Raw genomic sequence first — 19,490 nt, 5'->3', positions numbered from 1 at the left:
CTTGCTGAGCAGAATTCACGAGCTTTTAAATTACGGATTTTAAATCCCCTTATTCGGGGAACCTAGGATTTTTAGGGGCATCAATCACGGCTCCGGCGAAAGCCATTGCCCCAGAATCACTAGCGGTAGAAGTAGCGTGGATACACTGGCCGGCGGATTCGGCATGCGGCCATTTCAGCAAAGCGATTGCCGTGCTGCAGCGTCAAGAGTCTCTCGATGCGTCTAGCTAAGCCGATGCGGTTCCATTGGATTGGAGCGTTTCCGCATCTCGCTTGATGCCGTTGACCATGTTTGGAAAGACAAAAAAGTGCAGTGGATACACCGCCCACCAATAGGCGATACCCAACAGTCCTCTTGGGCGGAAGCGGGCGGTTTGTACTAGCTCGCTTTTGCCATCCGCATGCGGATGCACTTGAAAATCCAACTCAGCATCGCCGGGCAATTTCATCTCAGCATGCAGTCTGAGCCAGCTGCCGTCTTCGTAACCGTTGATCCGCCAAAAATCGACCGCCTCGCCGTAGCTTAATTCGCTGGGGTGGCGCCGGCCCCGCCTGAGTCCCGGACCGCCAATCGCTTTGTCCATCAAGCCGCGTACCCACCAAAGCCAGTCTCCGCCCCAGTACCCATAGCGTCCACCGATGCGGCTAAGCGCTGCGAACGTATTTTGTGGTGACGCATCAATCACGCACGACCTTTCGTCTTGAAAAACCTTGCCGCCGGACCACTCTGGGTCGCCTGGCATTTCGCCCGCGGTGGACCAGCGAGTTTCGATGTTGCCGACCTTCAGTTTTCCAAGTGCTGCGTCAATGGCGTCTTGGACATCGAACAGTGGTCCGGGCATCAATTGTTGTGCGACGTCGTTTCGGCAAACCGTTCGATTGCGTAGCCCTTCGGCCAAGGGTCTTGCGATACGTGCGTTGACGGGTGTCACCAGCGAGATCCAAGCCGAACTAAGTTTGGGAGTAAGCACGGGAACCGGCACAATAATGCGTCGGCGAAGTCCCAGTGCCTTGGCCATCAATTGCATCAGGTCTTGGTAAGAGAACACGTCTTGCCCGCCGATATCGATCACGGAACCTGCTGTCTCTGGCACGTCCAGGCATTCGACCAAGTATCGCAGCACATCACGGATCGCGATCGGCTGCGTTTCCATTTTCACCCACTTGGGTGTCACCATGATAGGCAATCGTTCGACCAGGTAGCGCAGGATTTCAAAGGAGGCGGAACCGGAGCCGATGATCATCGCCGCGCGAAAGACAGTGACCGCACAATCGCTGGTTTGCAGGATTTGGGCGACCTCGCGGCGGCTGGCCAGGTGATCGCTCAAGTTAGGTCCAAGTTCGCCAAGGCCTCCCAAGTACACGATCCTCTGGCAACTGGTGCCCTTGAGAGCTTCGACAAAGCTGGTCGCCAACTCGCGGTCACGCTGGGCGTAGTCACCTCCGGCGCTGATCATTGCATGGACCAGATAGTACGCTGCGTGGGTTCCCTCGGCTGATCGGCGTACGGTTTCGACGTCGTCCAGATTGCCTTCGATCACTTCCAAATTCGGGTGGTCATGCCAAGGAAATGCTCGCAGTTTTTCGGGGCTGCGTACCAGGCAACGCACGGTTAAACCACGTTCTAAGAAACGCGGCACCAAGCGTCCGCCGACGTAGCCGGTTGCGCCGCAGATGAGAACATGTTGGATATTGTTGGACGACAAAGGGGACTCCAAGGAACGGTGGAAGTAGTATTGTTGGTAGCTGACAACCACGCCGCATGGGTCTCAGTCCCTTGGTTACTGCTGATCGATTGTGTGCAAGATTTGATCAATGCGTTTGCGTGTTTCCAGGCTCATCGTGTTCGACTTGCGTGGCAACAGATTCCGCACAGCTGGTCCCCATTGGATCAGGCTTCGTGTCGCCCGGTCGCGTTTGGCGAAACTGTCGGCATCTAGTTGTTTGACCAATGGTTCAACCTGATCGGCGATCGAGTACGACACCGAGAAACGGTAACTGCTTTGCTGAATCCGCGACAATGATTCGGAGTCACGGTGTTGAACAGTCAAGCGATGCGGGCCGATGCCATTGACGGCCGGCAACTTGACTTGTCCGTTCATCTCCCACTGCGACCAGCGGAGATTGTCGACGCGGTAACGAGACCATGTCTTTTGAGAGAGGATTTCTGCGTTGGGGGCCAATCGAACGGCTACGCCCGGTTGGCTGAACGTCCCTAGGTCGGTACTGCTGATAGGTTCTGAGGAAGCCGGCGGCGTGTAAACAGCGATCTTTAGGGCATGATCCTGCAGGGCCAAGAAGGCAAATTTTCCTCCGACGCTTGGTCTTGCCAATCGGAAATGCGTCATTCCTTGCAGCGGAGTCTTGGTCGTGTCGCACCGCATCCAGCTTTCATCATGTAGCTGGATCGCTAGGCTGTTTTGTTTCTTGATCAAATAAGAACCAGAGTCTGAATAGCGTCGCCAGATCACGTCGTCGTCTTTCCAGTTCCAAGATTTCGGCGGTTGAGGCCGTCCGTTTAGCGGTGCTTTTCGCGTGGAAGAAACGCGGTGCCAGTTCTCTTGGGGGCGGCGTCGGGCCGTGCCGGAAAGATCGGACTTTGCGGCACGGTTTTCGTTTTGCTGCAGTAATTCGTCGAACGAAATTTGCCAGACGGATCCGTCAGTGATCGTGGCTTGGACATCATCGTCATGAAGTGCGACTTCAAAGACGGCTGAATCCTGCAAGTGTTTGGGTAAAGGAAATCGTTGCCATTTGCCAGCAGAAAACACTGCTAGTTGATTTGATGGAGCTCGGTAGACGATCCGTCGGTTTGATCCAATCGCTGCTGATGAACGCCCGAATCCAATCTCAAGTTCTGGCGAGTCGGCATCTAGGCAGGATCTGAGCGCCATTTGGAAAGGTGATTCGTCGTTGGAACGCTTGCCGATCGTTTCCCACTTTCCGTCGGATGATCTCATGACAGTAGGATCATCTGCCGAATCGAATATCCAAAAGTGGCCGCGGCTATCGAGGCCGATCTGTCGCTCCGGATCGCTGACGCCCCAGAGATGTTGTCGCAGATTGGCGTCGGCAGGCAATTTTGACTGGTGCATTCCGGTCGTGTTCCATCCGATCAGCCGACCGCTCAGGCTGACAGCACACGACTGATTTCTTGCAAAGGTCTCGGATGACTTGTGGGCGTAGACGACGTTCCATCGTCCAAGTCGCGGTGATGTTTTGCTTTTGGTGGCACTTGAATGACGGCGGAGACTTTCCAGATTCAATCGCTGAGTGATTTCGTTTCGATGGGTTCGATCGAACAGCCATAGATCGTCGTCGATGATCTTTGCGTGCGTGATCGTTTGCACTTCGATACCGGATCGCCAATCCAGCTCTTTGATTTTGTTGTGACGCTGCGAGAAATAGAGCGAACCATCGCAGCCCGTCAGCCATCGGTCGTTGTTTGCATCAAGCAAAATTTGTGATGGCGCGTACAGTCGTTGGTTCATGCCTTTGGTAAGTACGTCCCAGTGATCCTCGTTCCAGGTTGCAAAGCGATGCAGTCGGCCGTCTTCAAAACCCGCAACGTCGTAGCGGCGCATCGAGCGATTAAGTTGTCGCCACGTTGCGGTCGGGTTTCCCGCAGCGTCGTTCCAAAACAAAACCGGCACCAGCTTTTCGCCGTCGAACGTCATCGGGGCGAATGATTGTGTCTGCGTGATGCCATTTGCGTCGATGTCTAACATTGAATCATGATTGATCATCCGCAAATGGTTGTTGTCATCAAAGCACATTGGCCCGGTGATTTGATCGGGCATCGGGACGCGCTTGACCGTTCCTGGTTGGGAGTAGTCGTCAGCGGGTTTGAAAATCAGGACGCCGTTCATCCCTTTGGGTTTAAAATGCGGGTCAAGGATGCTCCCCAACGCGACCGTGCCGTCTGCGGATTCGGTGGCTGATATCGGGCGAATCCATTTGACGTTGTGTCGGTCCTGGGGATTTAGCAGCGGCAGTTCGATTTTGCCATGGGACGTCGCGCTGATCCAACGGATTTCGGGGACGTGTCGTGACCAAACGAATACGACGCCATGCTTGTTTTGATAGAACTGGGGATCACGCATTCGGCCCGTGCGTGTCTCGGTAATTTGACCTCCTCGGTAGCGAAAGATCGCCAGCCCGTACGACTTGTCCGATTTCAAATGTGCAATCGAAAAGTACTCCGAAGGCTTTTTGGGGTTTTGGAAAAGACGCTCAAAGTGTTTGGCGTACTTGCCAGCATGGCGGTGGATCGGCAGTAGCAAACCCGTTTGGGGATTGATTTTGCAGGGGCCTTCATCGCCGTGGAGATACACCATTTGTCCGTCGGGAAGTCGGACCACATCGACGACATGCTTGGCACCGGGGAACAGTGCTTTGGCGGCTTCATCGCTATGAGCCGCCGATGGGCAGGAGGCCAATAACGCTAGGAAAAAAACGAGTCGTACGAAGATTCGTACGATGGTGTCTTGTGTTGCAGATTTGCCGCAGAACATCGTTGCCCACCCATTCATGAAGAAACAGTGTGCTTGGATTGTAGGCGATGCAGCGGAGCGACTTGGCTAGGCGTCGTCCAAATCGGCCAGTGGGTCATCTAAATCGCTCGCCTCGTCGTCATCATCTTCACCGTCGAAATCGATGTCGTCCAGATCGTCGATGATGTCACCACGGTCCAGTAGATCTTCTGGGGGATCACTGCCGTCATCGGGCATCCAGCGGATGGTCGGACGCGGTGGGTCCGAAAGTGCTTCGTCGCATTCCATGGCAGTCCAGGTGATGTCACCGGGACCGTCGGCGGTGTCGCCTTCGTCGACATCTTCGTTTGTGTTCAGCATGTACAGCGACGCGTTCCGCAAGAAACGTTCGACATCGGCGGGTTCGTATTTTTCGCTGTCGTAGATCGCCTCTAGATCGGGCAAGTCCAGTTGCCCATTGCCGACCGTGTCCATCAATGCCCAGGAATCGCTTGCGCGGAACAATCGAACGTTGGTCCACATGTCCAGCGGCGGAAGGTCGTGGTTCCAAGCGTAATTCAGGCCCGATCGTAGACCGTTTTCGTCTCGCAGGACTTCACCACCTGGGTTGAAATAACAGATCGCCTTGGGCAATTCCAAAACCGCAGAGACTGCTTTGGTCAGGAATTTCATTTCGTCCATGGGATCGTAGTCGTCTGGAACCAACGGCACATCTTGGTCGTCGTCGTCTTCTTCGCCGCCGAGGACGTAGCTGATCAAGAATCGAACGTGCGCGGTGTGACCTTGGGCGATATCAGCACCCTTTTCCCAACCCCATGACTGTTCGGTCGCGCGGTCCAGGCAACCAGGAAACGCGAGCGGTCCGAATTGGCCGAGCGACCAAGCCACAAAGAGTTCGGGCGACTCATCGGGATCACCCATGTCATCGGGCCAAACCGCCGTCGACGGAGTCACCAAGAGATGCCCTTTGACTTCGGGGCGGTAGCTCAATACCAGTGTTTCGGGCGAATCGTCGTCTTCGATCGATTCATGCCTGCCAACGACTTGAAAGTCCTTGAGGCAGTCTTCTAGCTCGGCGATCGAAATCGGCTCCTCCAAGAGGATGCACATTCCCTGAGTGAAAAGACCTTTGGCCATGCTGCTACTACGACTAAAAAACTGCGGTTGAATCAGGCACCGTTTTAGCTCAGCGAGCCTGAATCGACGAGGGCAAGGGTTTCGGGCCCACCAGTTGCGTCAATCCGCTCGATCACGCTGCCATCTGTTGGTCGTCGGCTATCGTTTGGTCAAGCGGTGGTTTCACTGCCGGTTGGCTTGGTCCTGCCCAAGCAAAACCAAGCATTCGACCTAAGGAGGTTTTTCGAATGAAGGCTTCGTAGGTCGCCAGGGACACCGCGGTGCTGACGGAGAACGCTAGGCCCATCTTCAGAAGAGGGGACGTGCCCGGCAACAGCCATTTTAGATCGATGTGGGTTAGCCCCAGCAGAGGATGATGCACCAAGTACACCCAAAAGGACGCGGCTGCCAAGTACTGCATCAACAAACTGTTTCGGCGAACTGTCAAGACTGCGATTCCGACCAGGGACAGTGACACCAGCCAGGCGCTCATCGTCGTCACCAATGCCAGCGTGACGGCTGCCAGGAGGTTTTCGGCTGACTGCGGCGAATCAATTACGTCTCCCGCGGCAGCTCGCATTTCAGTGCCCAATTGCCAGCGTCCTAACACCACGGCGGCGGCTAGAAACAGTACTGCAAGTGGCACGATGCGAGCGGTGTGTTGCTTGAGCTGATTCATGGCTGGATCGGCGACGGCCAGCAACATGCCTCCGGCAAAGAAGGTTCCGCTGTAGATCCATTTGCTCGGTACCGGCGCAAACGCGTGCTGAAACCCCCAAACCACTTCGGGCCGAAATGTAAGCGTCAGTGCACCTACCGCGAATAAAACCATCGCGGTCAAACCGTAGCCGGACGAGGCCAGACGGTTTGTGAACCAAAATAGTCGTTTCGATTTGTGGGTGAGCTGAACAATGAAGGCCGTGACGGCGACGTACAAAAACAGATACAGCAAAAACCAAAGATGGCTGAGGCCCCAAATGTTTTGGCCAATCGAGCCGTCAAACTTCAGGCTCTTCAGCTTGACGGGCGAAACCAAACCATCGGAAATCCAACCGGCGACCCAGATGTACAGATCAATTGGAAGCACCACCAGCATTCCAAAAAGCAGTGGCACGAGCAGCCTTTTTGCTCGGCTGCGTAGCAGTGGAATGTGGCCTTTGCGAGCGAGGGTTTGCCAAGCCAAGAATCCTGCCAGTAGCAAGAAAACAGGCATGATAAAAATTTCGATCGCCCAGAAAAGATAATCCACGGGGGCACTGGTCGTGTCGCGAACGGACCACTGCAAACCCGGCATGGGGTGTTGCAAGTAAGGCACTCCCGCGTGCAGCATGACGACCCCTAGGGCGGCAACCGCGCGGACCGTGTTGAGGCCCGGCAAATCCAGCTTGCCGGCCGAAGAGGCGGCGTCGCTGCTGTGCAGGCGGAGGGACGGCAGACGGTGAGACGGCGCGTTCATGCCTGCCAAATACCAAATCAAGGTAAATCAGCGGAAGCCCAAGCACTGAATCGGGCTATTGCCAGCATTCACCCCATCTCATCAATGCTGACATCCGCTAAGCTGGCCCGCATGAAAATGATCCAATCAAAAAAAGTCGTCCGTCTGTTCGCTGTTTCGTTCATGGTCACGCTCGCCAGCGGTTGCGGATCGGACGTCATCGACGAAGCAAAGCCCGTGTCGGATGAGCCTGTGGCTGCGAAAGTCGTGTCCCAAGAGCCCGTCGCTGACAAGGCCGCGGATTCGGGTGCGGATCTTTCCGACGAGCAGAAGTCACCGCCGGAAACAGATTCTGCCAAGTCCGAAATGGTGGAATCGGCACCAGCGACTCCGCAATACAGCGACGATGCTTTTCGTGACGCGGCGATGAATGGCAAGATGGAGGTAGTTCGATCGGCACTTGATTCGGGGACCGGTGTTAATGCGAAGGGAGCGGATGGACGGATCGCTTTGCAGTTGGCGTCGTACAATGGGCACACCGCGATCGTGAAACTGCTGCTTGGCCGCGGCGCGGAAGTCAATCATCGTGACGCGATCGGGCGCACGGCTCTGATGTATGCATCGACGGCCGATAACGCAACGACTGTCAAAGAGTTGCTTGCCGCCAAAGCGGAAGTCGACGTAGCCGATGGCGATGAAGGATTTACGGCACTCATGTTTGCCGCTGCGGAAGGACAAGCCGAAGTCGTCAAGCTATTGCTTGCGGCGGGAGCCGACACGGCGGCGAAAGATATCGATGGCGAAGACGCACTTTTGTTTGCACGAAAAAACAACCACAAGGCTGTCATCGACCTGCTCGAAAAACACGACGCAAAAAAATAGTCGTTTGCACTCTTGGGTTATTGCGGTTTCGTTTCCGAAGCGGCGCGTTCCTCGGCAGCTTGGTAGATCTTTGCCAGTTGGATCATTACCGGTTCGATCGCGGTTTGATATTCCGATTGATCGAGCGTTTCTTTCTGGCTGCGAATCACTTCCAGTTGATGCTCTAGTTCGTCGCGTTGTTTGCGTTCATCAGCTGCAAGCGTCCACGCGTTGCCGCTGGGCGACAGAGTGATTCGGGCAGCGTAGTTCCCGTCCAGCGGCGAGCCGTCCTTTGCTTTGGCGATCGGCCTTACTCCGCGAAACATCTTGGCCGGCGTTCCACGCGAATCAGCGTTGTCATCGATCAGCGCGTTTTCGGTCGCGATGCGGTTTTCGGATTTGTAGAACTCCTCGACGTCATTGCTGGCCCGAAGAAAGGCTTCCTGAACCGACACTTCATCGTCGTGGTCCAGGTCGGATTCGATCGATGCGATGGCGTTAGCAAAGAACTTTCCGAATCGAGCAAAGTTGTACTGCGTTCCACTTTTGGTGGCCGTCACCACCACTCGATTCTTGCCCGAGAGCCGGTTGATAAAGGGGGCGCTGGACGACGCTGTGTTGACGATCACCAACGGCGACTGAATCGGTTGTAGCCATTCGGCCAAATCTTGAGCGGACACATCAGGGCCGCGAAGGTTAAATTTGGCAGCTTGCCGCGAGTAGGTCCCGTGACCAATCAAAATGATCCAAGTTGCCGCTGTCCTCGTCGGTGGGATTTCACGCAAAGCGGCTTGGAGCGTTTCGCGATCGGTCTTCTTTGTCAAAGCAGTTCGCCCCACAGTGGTGAACTTGGCACCTGTTTTGTCAGCGATTTGCTTCCATGTTGTTCCCCATTTGCCGAATTGCTCGCCGAATTCAGGAGCGCCTTCGGCGCCGATCACGACAATGATCTCAGGTGTTTCGTCATCAGGAATCGTGGTTTCGCCGCGTGTGAGATTGGATTGGCCCATCGCGAGTGCCAATGTCGCAAGGACCGTCGGTAAAATCAGCTGTCGATTCATGCCAAGCCTCTCAGTCGTCGGATTCCCCATTCAGCACACAAGCACAGCATTGCCAGAAACATCACCCACGGCCGGTGCCAAATCGGATAGATCCACGTCTCCGTCACAGGGACTTTGCGATTGGGAAGGTCGGTCACAAATGCGGACAGGCGGTCTTCGGCAATGATTTCGCCACCAGTTTGATCAGCAATCCGTTTTAACAGGTCGCGGTTGAGTTGCAGTTGCCGAAACTCTGCCGCATTGGATTGAGCCGTCCAGCCTGACGCCGCTTCGCCCACGTCATTGCCGTCAGCTTGCGTGATCGATGCTGTTACGCGGTAGGCACCGGGTTCTCGGGACCAGTAAGTTGTCAAATACTGCCCCGGTGTTTGGTCGTCCGGTTCGGCTTTGATCGTAAACGGTTCGCCGTCGGGCGGGTCGATCGTGAACTGCACATTCGCGTTGTCCAGCGGCAAATAGTCTTCATCGCGTGCGGTCGCAACAATCGTAACCGGCTGGTTGGGGTCCGCCGCGCTGCGAACTTTGATCTCGGCTCGTCGAGGCACTTCATTGACTAAGTAGTGCATCAGTTGCCGCCACGCCTGGGCCGGATCGTCGCGTTGGGTGTCGTCGCGACGCATGGACCATCGCCAGAGGTCGCCAATCGGAATCGCCGCTGATCGGCCTTTGCCGAAACGCTGAGCCAGCAGGGCAGGTACCGTTTCGCCGTCCGCGGATTTTGCGACGGCTAATTGTGAAGCACCGGGTTTGATTTCGCCGACGGGATTGATGGTCGTAAAGGCGGGCATTTCTGCCAAGCGTCCAAGCTCTGCTGATTCCGTTTCGCGGAGCCTGGCCCATGGTTGCAGCAGGCCTTCGCGTGTGAGCTGCATTTTGAATGATTGGCCCTCTCGCGGCGAAGTGAGATCGACGCTGCGGGCGGCGTAGACGGGAGACAATTCGCCAAGCGGACTGTCGGCAAAGGATTTTCCCGCAAACGATTCTTGACCACCCAGCATCAGGAGACCGCCACCGCGTGCTGCGACGAACCGGCGTATCAAGAGCAATTGATCCTGGGTGAAAAATTCGGGTTCGATGTCGTCAAGAATCAGACCGTGATAAGCGAAAAGCTCCTCGGGAGACTCAGGGAAACCTTCGCTCAACTCCTCGGATTCTTGCACGCCCAGCCGAATGATGACTTGCTGGTCGTACTGCTGGGCCGCGTCTTCCTCTTCGTCGCCGAGTCCCTGGAAAAGCGGATTAGTGCTGCTGACGCCTTGATCGCGAAAGCTGAATTTGGGTTCCTTGTCGGCGATACGAAGCAGGCCGACAAGCTGGACTTCGGCGTCTTCCTGAAGTGCCCGGCGAATGAACTTAAACTCCCAGTTGGGGCGTCCAGCGAGATACAGGATTCGGTAGGGGCCGGAGGTCCGGTCGACTGTGACGAGACGCTGATTGTTTGCCAAGGTTGCTTCGCGAGTTTCAGCGCGGGCCAGATCCGAAGCGGCGTCTTCCATCGTCGCTCGATCGTCTTCGGTAAATACGATTACGCGGTAAAACTGAATTCCAGATTGCTCGGGGCGAAACCGAAACGTGACTTGCTGCGGTTCGGTCGACAACTGGTCGGGGACGGACTGCTCCTGAATCAATCTGCCGGACGATTGGTCGCGCAGTTGAACGATAGCTGGTGCGGATCCCATCGCGACCGCGTCGATTTTGATACGCAATGTGATCGGTGCGGATTCAAAGTCGGTCTGCCGCGTGCTGATGTCCGCGATTCGCAAATCTCGCACCGGCGCGTCATCAGCAGGGAGCACCGGATACACCGGAAACCCTAATGACGACCAGTCAAAATCAGCGGACGGTGAATCGGTCAGGTTTCCGTCGGTAAACAGAATCGTGCCGCCCACGGGGCGATCGGCGAACCGCTGTGCCAGTGCGGTTAAGCTTCCTGTGAGCGAAGAAACATTGCCATCCATCTCCAACGTCTCGTTCGAAGCGATGTTCTCCAGTCTTGCATCGAATCCGTACGTGCGCACGTCAAAGGCTTGTGCCAGTCGCACTCGCCAATCAGATGTTTCGTCCAAAAGAGTTCGGGCCCGGTCGCCGCGCGACTGAACGGCGTCCGTTGTTTTAAGCTGCATGCTCTGACTGTTGTCAATCAGGATTGGCATCACATTGGCTTGCGGACGCGGTCTTGTGCCACTGCGCATTGGTTGCAGCAGACAAAGGGCAATCAGTCCGATTGCCGCCAGCTTTAGCAACGTCGCAAACAGTCGCACCGGAGCGACGATCCCGCGCTGTGAGTAATTCCAGACTACCAATGCTGCCACGACAGCTCCAATCACTGCCGTAGGCAGCAACCAAGTCGGCGCACCCCAAAGGAGTTCGCCAGAAGGCAGGTCTGATTGAGCGATCAGGATTTTGGGATTAGCGGCGTAGATGTTCAACGTCCGCTCCCGAGACTCTCGTAGTACTTTTGAACCGCATCGGAAAACTGCTCCGGCACGGGGTCGCGATCGATCGGCACGAGGGAGTTCTTTTCAGCCGATCGGCGAATAAGCTCTTCTTGCACGTCACGGCGAAGTTCGCGAAGTGGTTGGGCGATCATTTCTTCGACCAGTCGCCATTGTGGACTTTCGGAATTGCGTTTTACATCGATCCTTACGTCGCGTGCACGATCGCGAATCCGTGCGGCCCGCGAACGCAAGTCTTGGTCGTCGACCATCTCTTCGACATCACGCAGGCGATCCGACCAATCCCGAAACCCTTCTCCGGTCAGCGGGTTCGCCGAGGGACTATCAGCTGCAAAACGACTCAAGCCGCCAGTCTGCTGACGTCTGCCAGGCCGCTGGCCAGGCTGGTCAGATTCACCCGGAGGTTGTTGAGACGGTGGTCCGTTTGGATTTGGTTGATTGGAAGCTTGCTGTGATTGGGAAGGTTGTTGTGGTTCACCCTGGCCAGAATTTTTATCGGAGTTTTCACCGCCGCCTTCGCCCGGACGTTGCCCTGGAGTTTCCCCGGTGCCTGTCCCGTCAGGTTGTCCCTTTCCTGCTTGTGGTTCGCCTTCTTGCGGCTTGCCGCCAGGCTGCTGTGCTGTACCAGGCTGCTGTGCTGTACCAGGCTGCTGTGCTTGCTCCGGTTGCTGGTCACTGAGTTGTCCCTGTTGGGGGGCGCTCTCGCCAGGTTCACTTTGGCCGGGTTCACGTTGGCCAGATTCACGTTGGCTGGCGTCTCGTTTGGATTGCTCCTGGCCCCGTTGGCTTTCAGATTGCTCGTCGTCGGAGGCAGCCGATGAACCGCGATTGGCTTGCGGATCCGATTGCTGGATTTCATCATCCAAGTCGCGGCTCAATTGATCCAGTTCACCCAGTGCTCTTCGCAACGCCTCGGATTCATCGCCTAAGACAGCTTCGGCGGCGTCTTCCAATTCGTCTTTTAGTTCCGTGATGCCTGCGCGAGCCGGCTGTTCAAATTTGCGAGCTTCTTCATCAAAGCCGCGTCGCAGCAGTTCGGACGTATCGCTTAGTTTGCGATCGATCTGGCGTTGTTGAGTTTTGCGAAACGAGTCGTACAGTTTTTGAGCCAACAGTGGTTCCGCTTCCTCGGCCTCCTGCACCGTCTGTTGCATTTGCTCCAGAAGATCCGATAGCCTCTCGCGTTGCTCTTTAAGTCGCTCTTCGACTTCGCGGCGATTGTTTTCGCTGCGTAGCCCCGGAGACGCTTGCTGGCCTTCGATCTGCTTGAGTTGTTCTCCGATCTGTTCTTGATTGTCATCCAGCTCTTGAGCATCGCTGCGAAGCTGACGTACCGTGTCATTGAATTCGCCAGCGGCCTTCTTGCGGAAATCGTCTCGCATCTCCTCAAACTCCCGCTCGGCACGTTTGCCTGCGGTCAACGCTTTGGAAGCGTCGTTTTGCTCCAATGCTTCGGTGGCTTTGCGGACATTCTCGCGAGTTTGATCTAGCTGTTCGCTTTCTTCGCTCATCGTTTCGGCATTCTCGGGGGACTTCATCCGTTCGGACAATTCGTCCGTTTCGCGAAGTAAATCCTGCTGTTGCTCTCTCAGCCGTTTGAGCTGTCGTTCGATCTCTTCGCGTTCCGTTTTGGATTGGGCTTGCTCCAGAGCGGATTGCAATTCGGCCAACTGTTTGTTTAGGTCTTCCTGTCGACGCGCCAGTTCACGAAGCCGGTTGAGAACTTGGCGGGTCTCCCGTTGCTGCTGTTCTTCGGGGCTGTCGGCCTGGGCCTGCTGTTGGGTTTCGTAACGATTTTCTTCCTGCTCCAATTCCAGATCGTCCAGTTGTTTTTGCCGTCGTTGCGCCGCACTCGATTGGCTCTGGCTTTGTTTCTGATGTTGACGCGTGATTTGGAACTCACGTGCACGTAGTTTCAACAAACCCGCATAAGCCGACTGCTCGGCCGCCATCGCTTGCGGCAGTCCAGCGGCCGAGTTGTTGGTGATGGCAGCGTTGAGTCTGCTGATCGCGTTCTCCATGTCTTGGGCGATTTTATCGACGTGCGCCTTGGATTCTACGTCGCTAAGTTCTGCGGCCAGTTCCTGAAGTTGGCTGAGGGCGCCGGTTTGTGATTCGGCAAGCAGAGCTCCATTGGCTGGGAACTGATCGGAAACCTCTTTGGCTCGTTCGGTTCGTATCACCGTCCAAGTTGCATTGATGATTTCTTTTTGTAACTCAGCAAGCTTTTCGGCTTCCTGGCCTTTCGGGCTTTGGGGAGGCGATGGTGGTCCGGACGGTGGCGGCTCGCCTTCACGAAAGATCTCCTCGAAGTGCCGGACTTCGGCAAAGAACATGTCGCTTTCGGTGCGCCGCGCGTTTCCGTCGGGGCCAATGTCTTCCGCCCAAAAGTGATATGCCAGCAGTTGGTCGGGTTTAGCATCCAATTCTTCCAACGCGATCAAGTGCACCAGTTTCTGCTTGTCGCCTCGGGCGATGTTCTCTTTCAGAACGATGTCGGTCGCTGGTTGCGACGCGAACGTGTAAGAGAGCCCGACCTGGGCGACCCCGAAATCGTCTCGCACTTCGACGCCCAAAGGCAGCTCTTCCAGCGGCGACACACTGGCGTCTTTGGCGTTGGCCAGTTTCAGTTTGGGTGGTGTGTTTGGAATCACCTTTGCGATCAATTCGGGCGGATACTTGTTTTTGCGTCCTTCTGCATCGACCAATTCCAAAGTGAAACGCTTCGTTTCGTGCAGGTCAAACTGCGTCGATAGAGCCCCGGGATGTTCTGAGTCGGGTTTCAGTTCGATGCGTTCGCCTTCCTTGCCAATCAACGACCCTGAGCCGACCTCTTTGTTCAGAAAGCACAGCCATTTGACTTTGGTGCCTTCGACCGCGGAAACTCGCACAGTGTCTTCGATCGTCTTGTCTGGCAGTTGGGTGTAGTCTGGGAAATCCAGTCCCGCATCACTTCGGACCAGCGACGGGAATTCGAACACGTCGATCGTGTAAGACTCGCTGGTCCAATCTTCCGTTTCGACCCGGTAGGTAAACTTGCCGTCGACCGACGCCAGAAATCCGCCGACGACGGGATCCGACAAATTCTGCTTCATTGTGATCCGTCGTTCGCTGCCGTCTTCGTTTTCGCAGATCAACTGAGCTTCGCCGATGGTGGCGTCGGGAAAGCGTGCGGTGATCGCCAGACTGGTCCCTCGTTCGATCTCGGTATTGCCAGGTTCGACGATGACGTTTGTGTTGGCGGCAGTGTCCGAAGTAAGTTCGTTGACGGATTCCAAAGATGGTTTGGCCGACCACAGTACGCCGAGCACGCTGACCAAGGCTCCGGTGGCGATGAAACCAGACAGCCGGCTGCACCACAGTTTGGATCCCGAAAGCGTCTGCGCCCAATCAAACTGGCGGGAGTGATCACGAGCTTCGCGAATGACTCGCTGCTGCAAGTAACCCATTGAAACCGGGCTGCTAGCGTTACCGTTCGCTTCGTCGCCTTGATCCAAGGCAGTAAAGAGCCGCTGGTTCAGATCGGGGAATCGCTGTTCGATCTGCTCGGCAATCTTGCGTGGATTGCGAAATGAGATGTAATTGGCGATGCCAGTGACGATGATCGACGCCAACGCGGCCAGTCCAAAACCGATCGCCGCGCTGCGCCCGTCGACTTCTCCGCTGTGAGCGGAATCGATGGCCGTGAAAGCCAGAAACGCGAATACGATCGCCAGCAGCGAAACAAGCCACCAAAATCGATAGGCTCGAAAACGTCGCGTGACCGGACGCATGCGATCTAAGAGCGATTGATACATGATCGTTGACCTAAATTTTCGTTGACTTGGAAATCGCAGGCAGGGTTTTGAATCGTAAGACGGACACAGGCTTTGATGGGATGCAGGCGGTTCATGGCGAAACCTTTTCGGTCGTTCCCGGTGACGAGCCTCGACTGATCAATCCGCCCCAAAGGGTTTCGGCTGCAAGCAGAACGAGTGCGGTCATCAGAAGCCACTGCCAGACCTTCTGTTGCTTTTCAAGTTCGATGTCACGCAACTGTCGTTTCGCTGCGTCAGTTTGGGCTGGCGAGAGAGGCTTTCCCAATTTGACGCCGAAACGCTCAAAGGCCTCGTCATCCAGCGGAGTCGTGTTGGATTCCGAAGAAGCAAGGTTCACGGCAAACGTTTTTTCCACTTCGTCTTGATAAGTGTAGACGCCAGGTTGATCGATCTGATCGGCGTCTTCGCTTTGGGAGTAGTCAAACGCGATGCCGCTGGGGGCCGTGATGGTTGCCGAATCAGTGGGGCTGTACGGCGGTGCTTCGCCCACGACGGTCGTCGCGAATTCATTTGCTTGGCCGACCGTGCGTCCAAAGAAACTGAACACGAGGGGCAGGAATTTTGTGGACAGAGCGAGCTGGCTGGATGAGGGTTGCCAACCAGCGGTCAGGACCCAAACGCGACCTTTGTCGTTTTGAGATTCCAGCAAGGCAGGATCGCCGTCATCGAAACTGGCCAGCACCGACCAGTCAGCGGGAATGTTTGCGATCGTTCGGTGCGACCAAAAACGAACTTTCGTAAAGTCATTGAACTGCGGATCGGCCATCGGTTTGAAAACGGGATGGGCGAAATCAATTCCCGACAGCATCACATAGTCTTTTACTTTCGATTCGGTGATCGTCATCGAATCATCATCGCTGTTGGCGACGGTCCGAATCGCAGTTTGCAACTCGTTGTCACCTGAATCGCTGTCGCTTGGTTGGGGCAAAACAAACAGGACCCGGCCGCCTTGGGCTACATACTGTTTCAACCGATCCGCGACATCGGTCGAGATTGGGTCGGCCACTACGATCAAAGGCGTCGAGATTGGTTCAGGGACAACCGTCAGCTTTTCGGGAGCGACGGGGGTCACGGTTACTTCGCCTCGCGAATTACTCAGCGGCACCCGCTTGAGGTAATACAGCAAGCTCTCTCTTGCAGGCGATTCCTGCCGGTGATCGTCGCCTTTGTCATTCGATGACCCGACGAACAGCAGCGTCAGGGGTTCCGGTTCGTGACTGACCAGGAACCGTTGATTGTCGAATGCTTGGTCGTCACCCCGCAGTACCAGTGAAGTCACCGACTTGCTTGGCAGCGGCATTCGCACCACTCGACTCTCGCCGGGCGGAACTTGCACGGGGAGTTCCAGGTTGTCGTTCGACGGATGACCTCCCGCGAAGGCGACGCTGAAGCGTGATTTTTCGCTGTTCGCAGCATTGCTAACACGAACCCGAATACGATCGGCGTCATGGTCAGAATGTGTCTCGGGCAGCAGCGACACGGCAGCATTGGAAGGTTGCTGAACACCAACCCGATGAATCTCGAGACTTAGTTTCTTGGGCCAAGAATATTGCTGCAAGCTTTCGATCTGGCTGCCTTGTTGCATGTCGCTGATCAGCACCAAACTTGATTCGCCCACGACCCTGGCCGTGGAATTGTCGTCGTCGGATTGTTTGGCGGCATCGTCTGTTTCGTACTGTGACACGATATCGGCAGCGTAGCTGATCGCTCGACCCATGTCGGTCGCTTTCCACGTTGGCGAACTATCGCGAACTGCGGCTAATGCGGCGGTCTTTCGTTGGTCGGCATCAAGCTCCGCACATTGTTCGAAGCTAAGAGCGATTCGGGGTTGGTTGTCAAAAACCACTACTGCCAATTGGTCTTTGGGCGAAAGCTGGTTGATGACGTTGGTCGCGTCGGTCGTCGCTGCTTCCCAAAGTTCTGGCCTTTGCATGCTCGCGCTAGTATCAAGCAAGATGACCAAGCGTTGGCCAATCGTTTCGTCACTGGATGATTCGGTTTGGCGCAAAAATGGACGCGCAAACGCGGCAGCAAGCAACAGCAGAGCCAAAGCACGCAACAACAAGAGCGGCCAGTTTTCCAGCCGACTGCGGCGAGTCAAACGTGGCGACGTTGGTTGCAAGAACATCAAGGAACTGAATTCGACGGCGCCAGTAGGCCGACGACGAATCAAGTGGAAGAGGATTGGCAGTGCAACGGCAAGTCCACCCAGGAGATACAACGGAGCCAGGACGCTCATGGTTGGCCTCCCGCTGCTTTGGCTGCGCCGACCAGCATGCCGCCACGGGCGGTCGACTTTCCGCGTCGCGACTGGGCATCGACGATATGAAACAAGGCGTCGTCCATCGAATCGTCGGTGGATATTTCGTAGTGATCCACACCCAGTGAATCGCAAACGTCGCCGAGTTGCTGGCGATGTTCGTTGAATTTGGTTTGGTAATCTTGTCGGGCGGCGTCGGGGTCAATGTAGATTTCGCGACCAGATTCCACGTCCAGCACCATGCTGGGCTTGTCGATTTGAAAATCAAATTCGGCCGGGTCCAAAACACGTAGGATCACGACTTCGTGCCCCCGCGATCGCAGGTAGGCCAAATTTGTTTGCAACGTTTGGATAGACGTCAGCAAATCGGAAATCAAAATCACCAACCCGCGTCGACGAATCAATCCAGCGATCTGGCGCAGCGGCGCATCAATGTCGGTGCCCTTGCCTTGGAGTGGTCGCGAGAGCGCAACGAGCAGGTGATGAAAGTGACCCACGCGTGTTTGAGCACTGATGTAGTCGCCGATTTCTTCGTCAAACGTTAGCAGCCCAACATTGTCGCGTTGCAGCATCAGGAAATGTGCGATCGTTGCAGCGATGGTTCGCGCGTACTCGATCTTGGTATATTCCAAGGAACCGTAGCCCATCGATTTGCTCTGGTCGACGACCAAATAGCAGCGTCGGTTCGTTTCGTCCTCGAACTTTTTGATGAAGTAACGATCGCTTCGTGCATAACGTTTCCAGTCTAAGCCTCGCAAATCGTCGCCGACGCTATACGGTCGGTATTCGCTGAATTCGACCGATGATCCGTGGATGGGGCTTCGGTGCAGGCCGTTGTAAAAACCGTGCACGATCATCTTGGCGCGCAACTGCAGATTCTTGATTCGCATGATGGATGTCGAATCAACGTTTGCGTTGGGTTTCCTGTCATCAGGATTCCGTCGGCCTGCGGATTGGTCGCCTGAAGTGGGCATTGGGCGGGCTCGGTTAGTTAGATACTTCGGTCAACAAGCGGTCCACGACATCTTCGATCGTGATGCCTTCGGCTTCCGCCTTGTAGCTGAGCAGCACGCGGTGACGAAGTGTTGGATGGGCCAGGGCTTTGATGTCGTCCATGCTGACGTGAGCGTTGCCGTTGAGGAGTGCTCTGGCTTTGCCGCCTAGGACAAGCGTTTGCGCGGCGCGGAGACCTGCGCCCCAGCTAACCCATTGGTTGATAAACTCCGGCGTGCCTTCGCGTCCTGGCCGAGTCGCACCTACCAGTTTGACGGCAAACGCACCAACTTCTTCAGCGACGGGGACTTTGCGGACCGCTTCGTGGAACCGCAAAACGTCTTCGCCGGTAAACTGCGCCTCGATGGGTTCCGATCGCGTTGAGGTTGTTTTCATTACGACCTCCAGTTCGTCTTTGGGCGGCAAGTAATCGATTAGGACGTTGAACATGAATCGATCCAGCTGGGCTTCCGGCAACGGATACGTGCCTTCCATCTCAATCGGGTTCTGCGTCGCCAAAACGAAAAAGGGTTCCTCCAGTTCGTAGCGTCGACCGGCCGCGGTGACCTGGTGCTCCTGCATTGCTTCTAGGAGAGCTGCTTGCGTTTTCGGTGGCGTTCGGTTGATCTCGTCGGCCAGGATTACATTGGCAAACACGGGGCCTTTGACGAACGCCATCGTTCGTTTTCCGTCACCGGCTTCTTCTAAGATTTCTGTGCCGGTGATGTCGGCTGGCATCAAGTCGGGCGTAAACTGGATACGTTGAAAATTGAGGTGGAAGATTTTCGACACACTGCTGACCAAAAGCGTCTTTGCCAAGCCCGGTGCCCCGGTGATCAAACAGTGACCGCCGGCCATCAAACTGATCAGCAGCTGTTCGATGACTTCGTGCTGACCGACGATGACTTTGGAAAGCTCTTGGTAGATTTTATCGCGTCCTTCACGAATCTGCTCAACCGCGCGAGCTTCTTCTTCGACGGACATGGTTTCGTTAGACA

Annotated in this window: 11 protein-coding genes; 1 reads left to right on the top strand and 10 read right to left on the bottom strand. The window is 55.6% G+C overall.

Translation table 11 applies throughout. The annotated features are described in order from the left end of the window. Positions 1–226: 226 nt before the first annotated feature. The 4 genes from K239x_RS20035 to K239x_RS20020 form a co-directional block, all read right to left on the bottom strand. A complete protein-coding gene (locus K239x_RS20035; RefSeq protein WP_419189198.1) occupies positions 227–1,705 on the bottom strand; it encodes an SDR family oxidoreductase in 1,479 nt (492 codons plus the stop codon). Positions 1,706–1,780: 75 nt separating this feature from the next. Next, on the bottom strand, positions 1,781–4,531 hold the full coding sequence (locus K239x_RS20030; RefSeq protein ID WP_145419981.1) for a hypothetical protein: 2,751 nt from the start codon (positions 4,529–4,531) through the stop codon (positions 1,781–1,783). 48 nt (positions 4,532–4,579) lie between these two features. After that, complete coding sequence (locus K239x_RS20025) at positions 4,580–5,629, bottom strand: DUF4261 domain-containing protein (protein WP_145419979.1); 1,050 nt, start codon at positions 5,627–5,629, stop codon at positions 4,580–4,582. 112 nt (positions 5,630–5,741) lie between these two features. Next, positions 5,742–7,064, bottom strand: coding sequence for an acyltransferase family protein (locus K239x_RS20020; protein WP_145419977.1), 1,323 nt, complete (start codon positions 7,062–7,064; stop codon positions 5,742–5,744). Positions 7,065–7,148: 84 nt separating this feature from the next. Between K239x_RS20020 and K239x_RS20015 the strand changes: the two genes are divergently transcribed. Continuing rightward, positions 7,149–7,925, top strand: coding sequence for an ankyrin repeat domain-containing protein (locus K239x_RS20015; protein ID WP_145419975.1), 777 nt, complete (start codon positions 7,149–7,151; stop codon positions 7,923–7,925). A gap of 17 nt (positions 7,926–7,942) precedes the next feature. Here K239x_RS20015 and K239x_RS20010 read toward each other — a convergent pair whose 3' ends face one another. From K239x_RS20010 to K239x_RS19985, 6 genes are all read right to left on the bottom strand, one after another. After that, positions 7,943–8,965: a hypothetical protein gene (locus tag K239x_RS20010; protein WP_145419973.1), complete on the bottom strand. Its 1,023-nt coding sequence runs from the start codon at positions 8,963–8,965 to the stop codon at positions 7,943–7,945. Continuing rightward, positions 8,962–11,394 carry an Ig-like domain-containing protein gene (locus tag K239x_RS20005; RefSeq protein ID WP_419189197.1) on the bottom strand — a complete coding sequence of 811 codons (2,433 nt, stop codon included), beginning with the start codon at positions 11,392–11,394 and terminating at the stop codon, positions 8,962–8,964. Before K239x_RS20005 ends, K239x_RS20010 begins: the two co-directional genes overlap by 4 nt. Further along, positions 11,391–15,218, bottom strand: a complete 3,828-nt coding sequence (locus tag K239x_RS20000) for a hypothetical protein (RefSeq protein WP_419189196.1) — start codon at positions 15,216–15,218, stop codon at positions 11,391–11,393. Before K239x_RS20000 ends, K239x_RS20005 begins: the two co-directional genes overlap by 4 nt. 91 nt (positions 15,219–15,309) lie before the next feature. Beyond that, positions 15,310–17,478 carry a BatA domain-containing protein gene (locus K239x_RS19995; RefSeq protein ID WP_145419969.1) on the bottom strand — a complete coding sequence of 723 codons (2,169 nt, stop codon included), beginning with the start codon at positions 17,476–17,478 and terminating at the stop codon, positions 15,310–15,312. Next, positions 17,475–18,473, bottom strand: coding sequence for a DUF58 domain-containing protein (locus K239x_RS19990; RefSeq protein WP_145419967.1), 999 nt, complete (start codon positions 18,471–18,473; stop codon positions 17,475–17,477). Before K239x_RS19990 ends, K239x_RS19995 begins: the two co-directional genes overlap by 4 nt. Positions 18,474–18,486: 13 nt before the next feature. Continuing rightward, entirely contained in the window at positions 18,487–19,476 is a 990-nt protein-coding gene (locus tag K239x_RS19985; RefSeq protein ID WP_145422467.1) for an AAA family ATPase, read from the bottom strand. Positions 19,477–19,490 lie beyond the last annotated feature (14 nt).

This window comes from Stieleria marina, assembly GCA_007741555.1.
GTDB lineage: Bacteria > Planctomycetota > Planctomycetia > Pirellulales > Pirellulaceae > K23-9.
The sequence above is the reverse complement of the archived record's forward strand: the minus strand, read 5'-3'. Positions and strand labels throughout refer to the sequence as shown.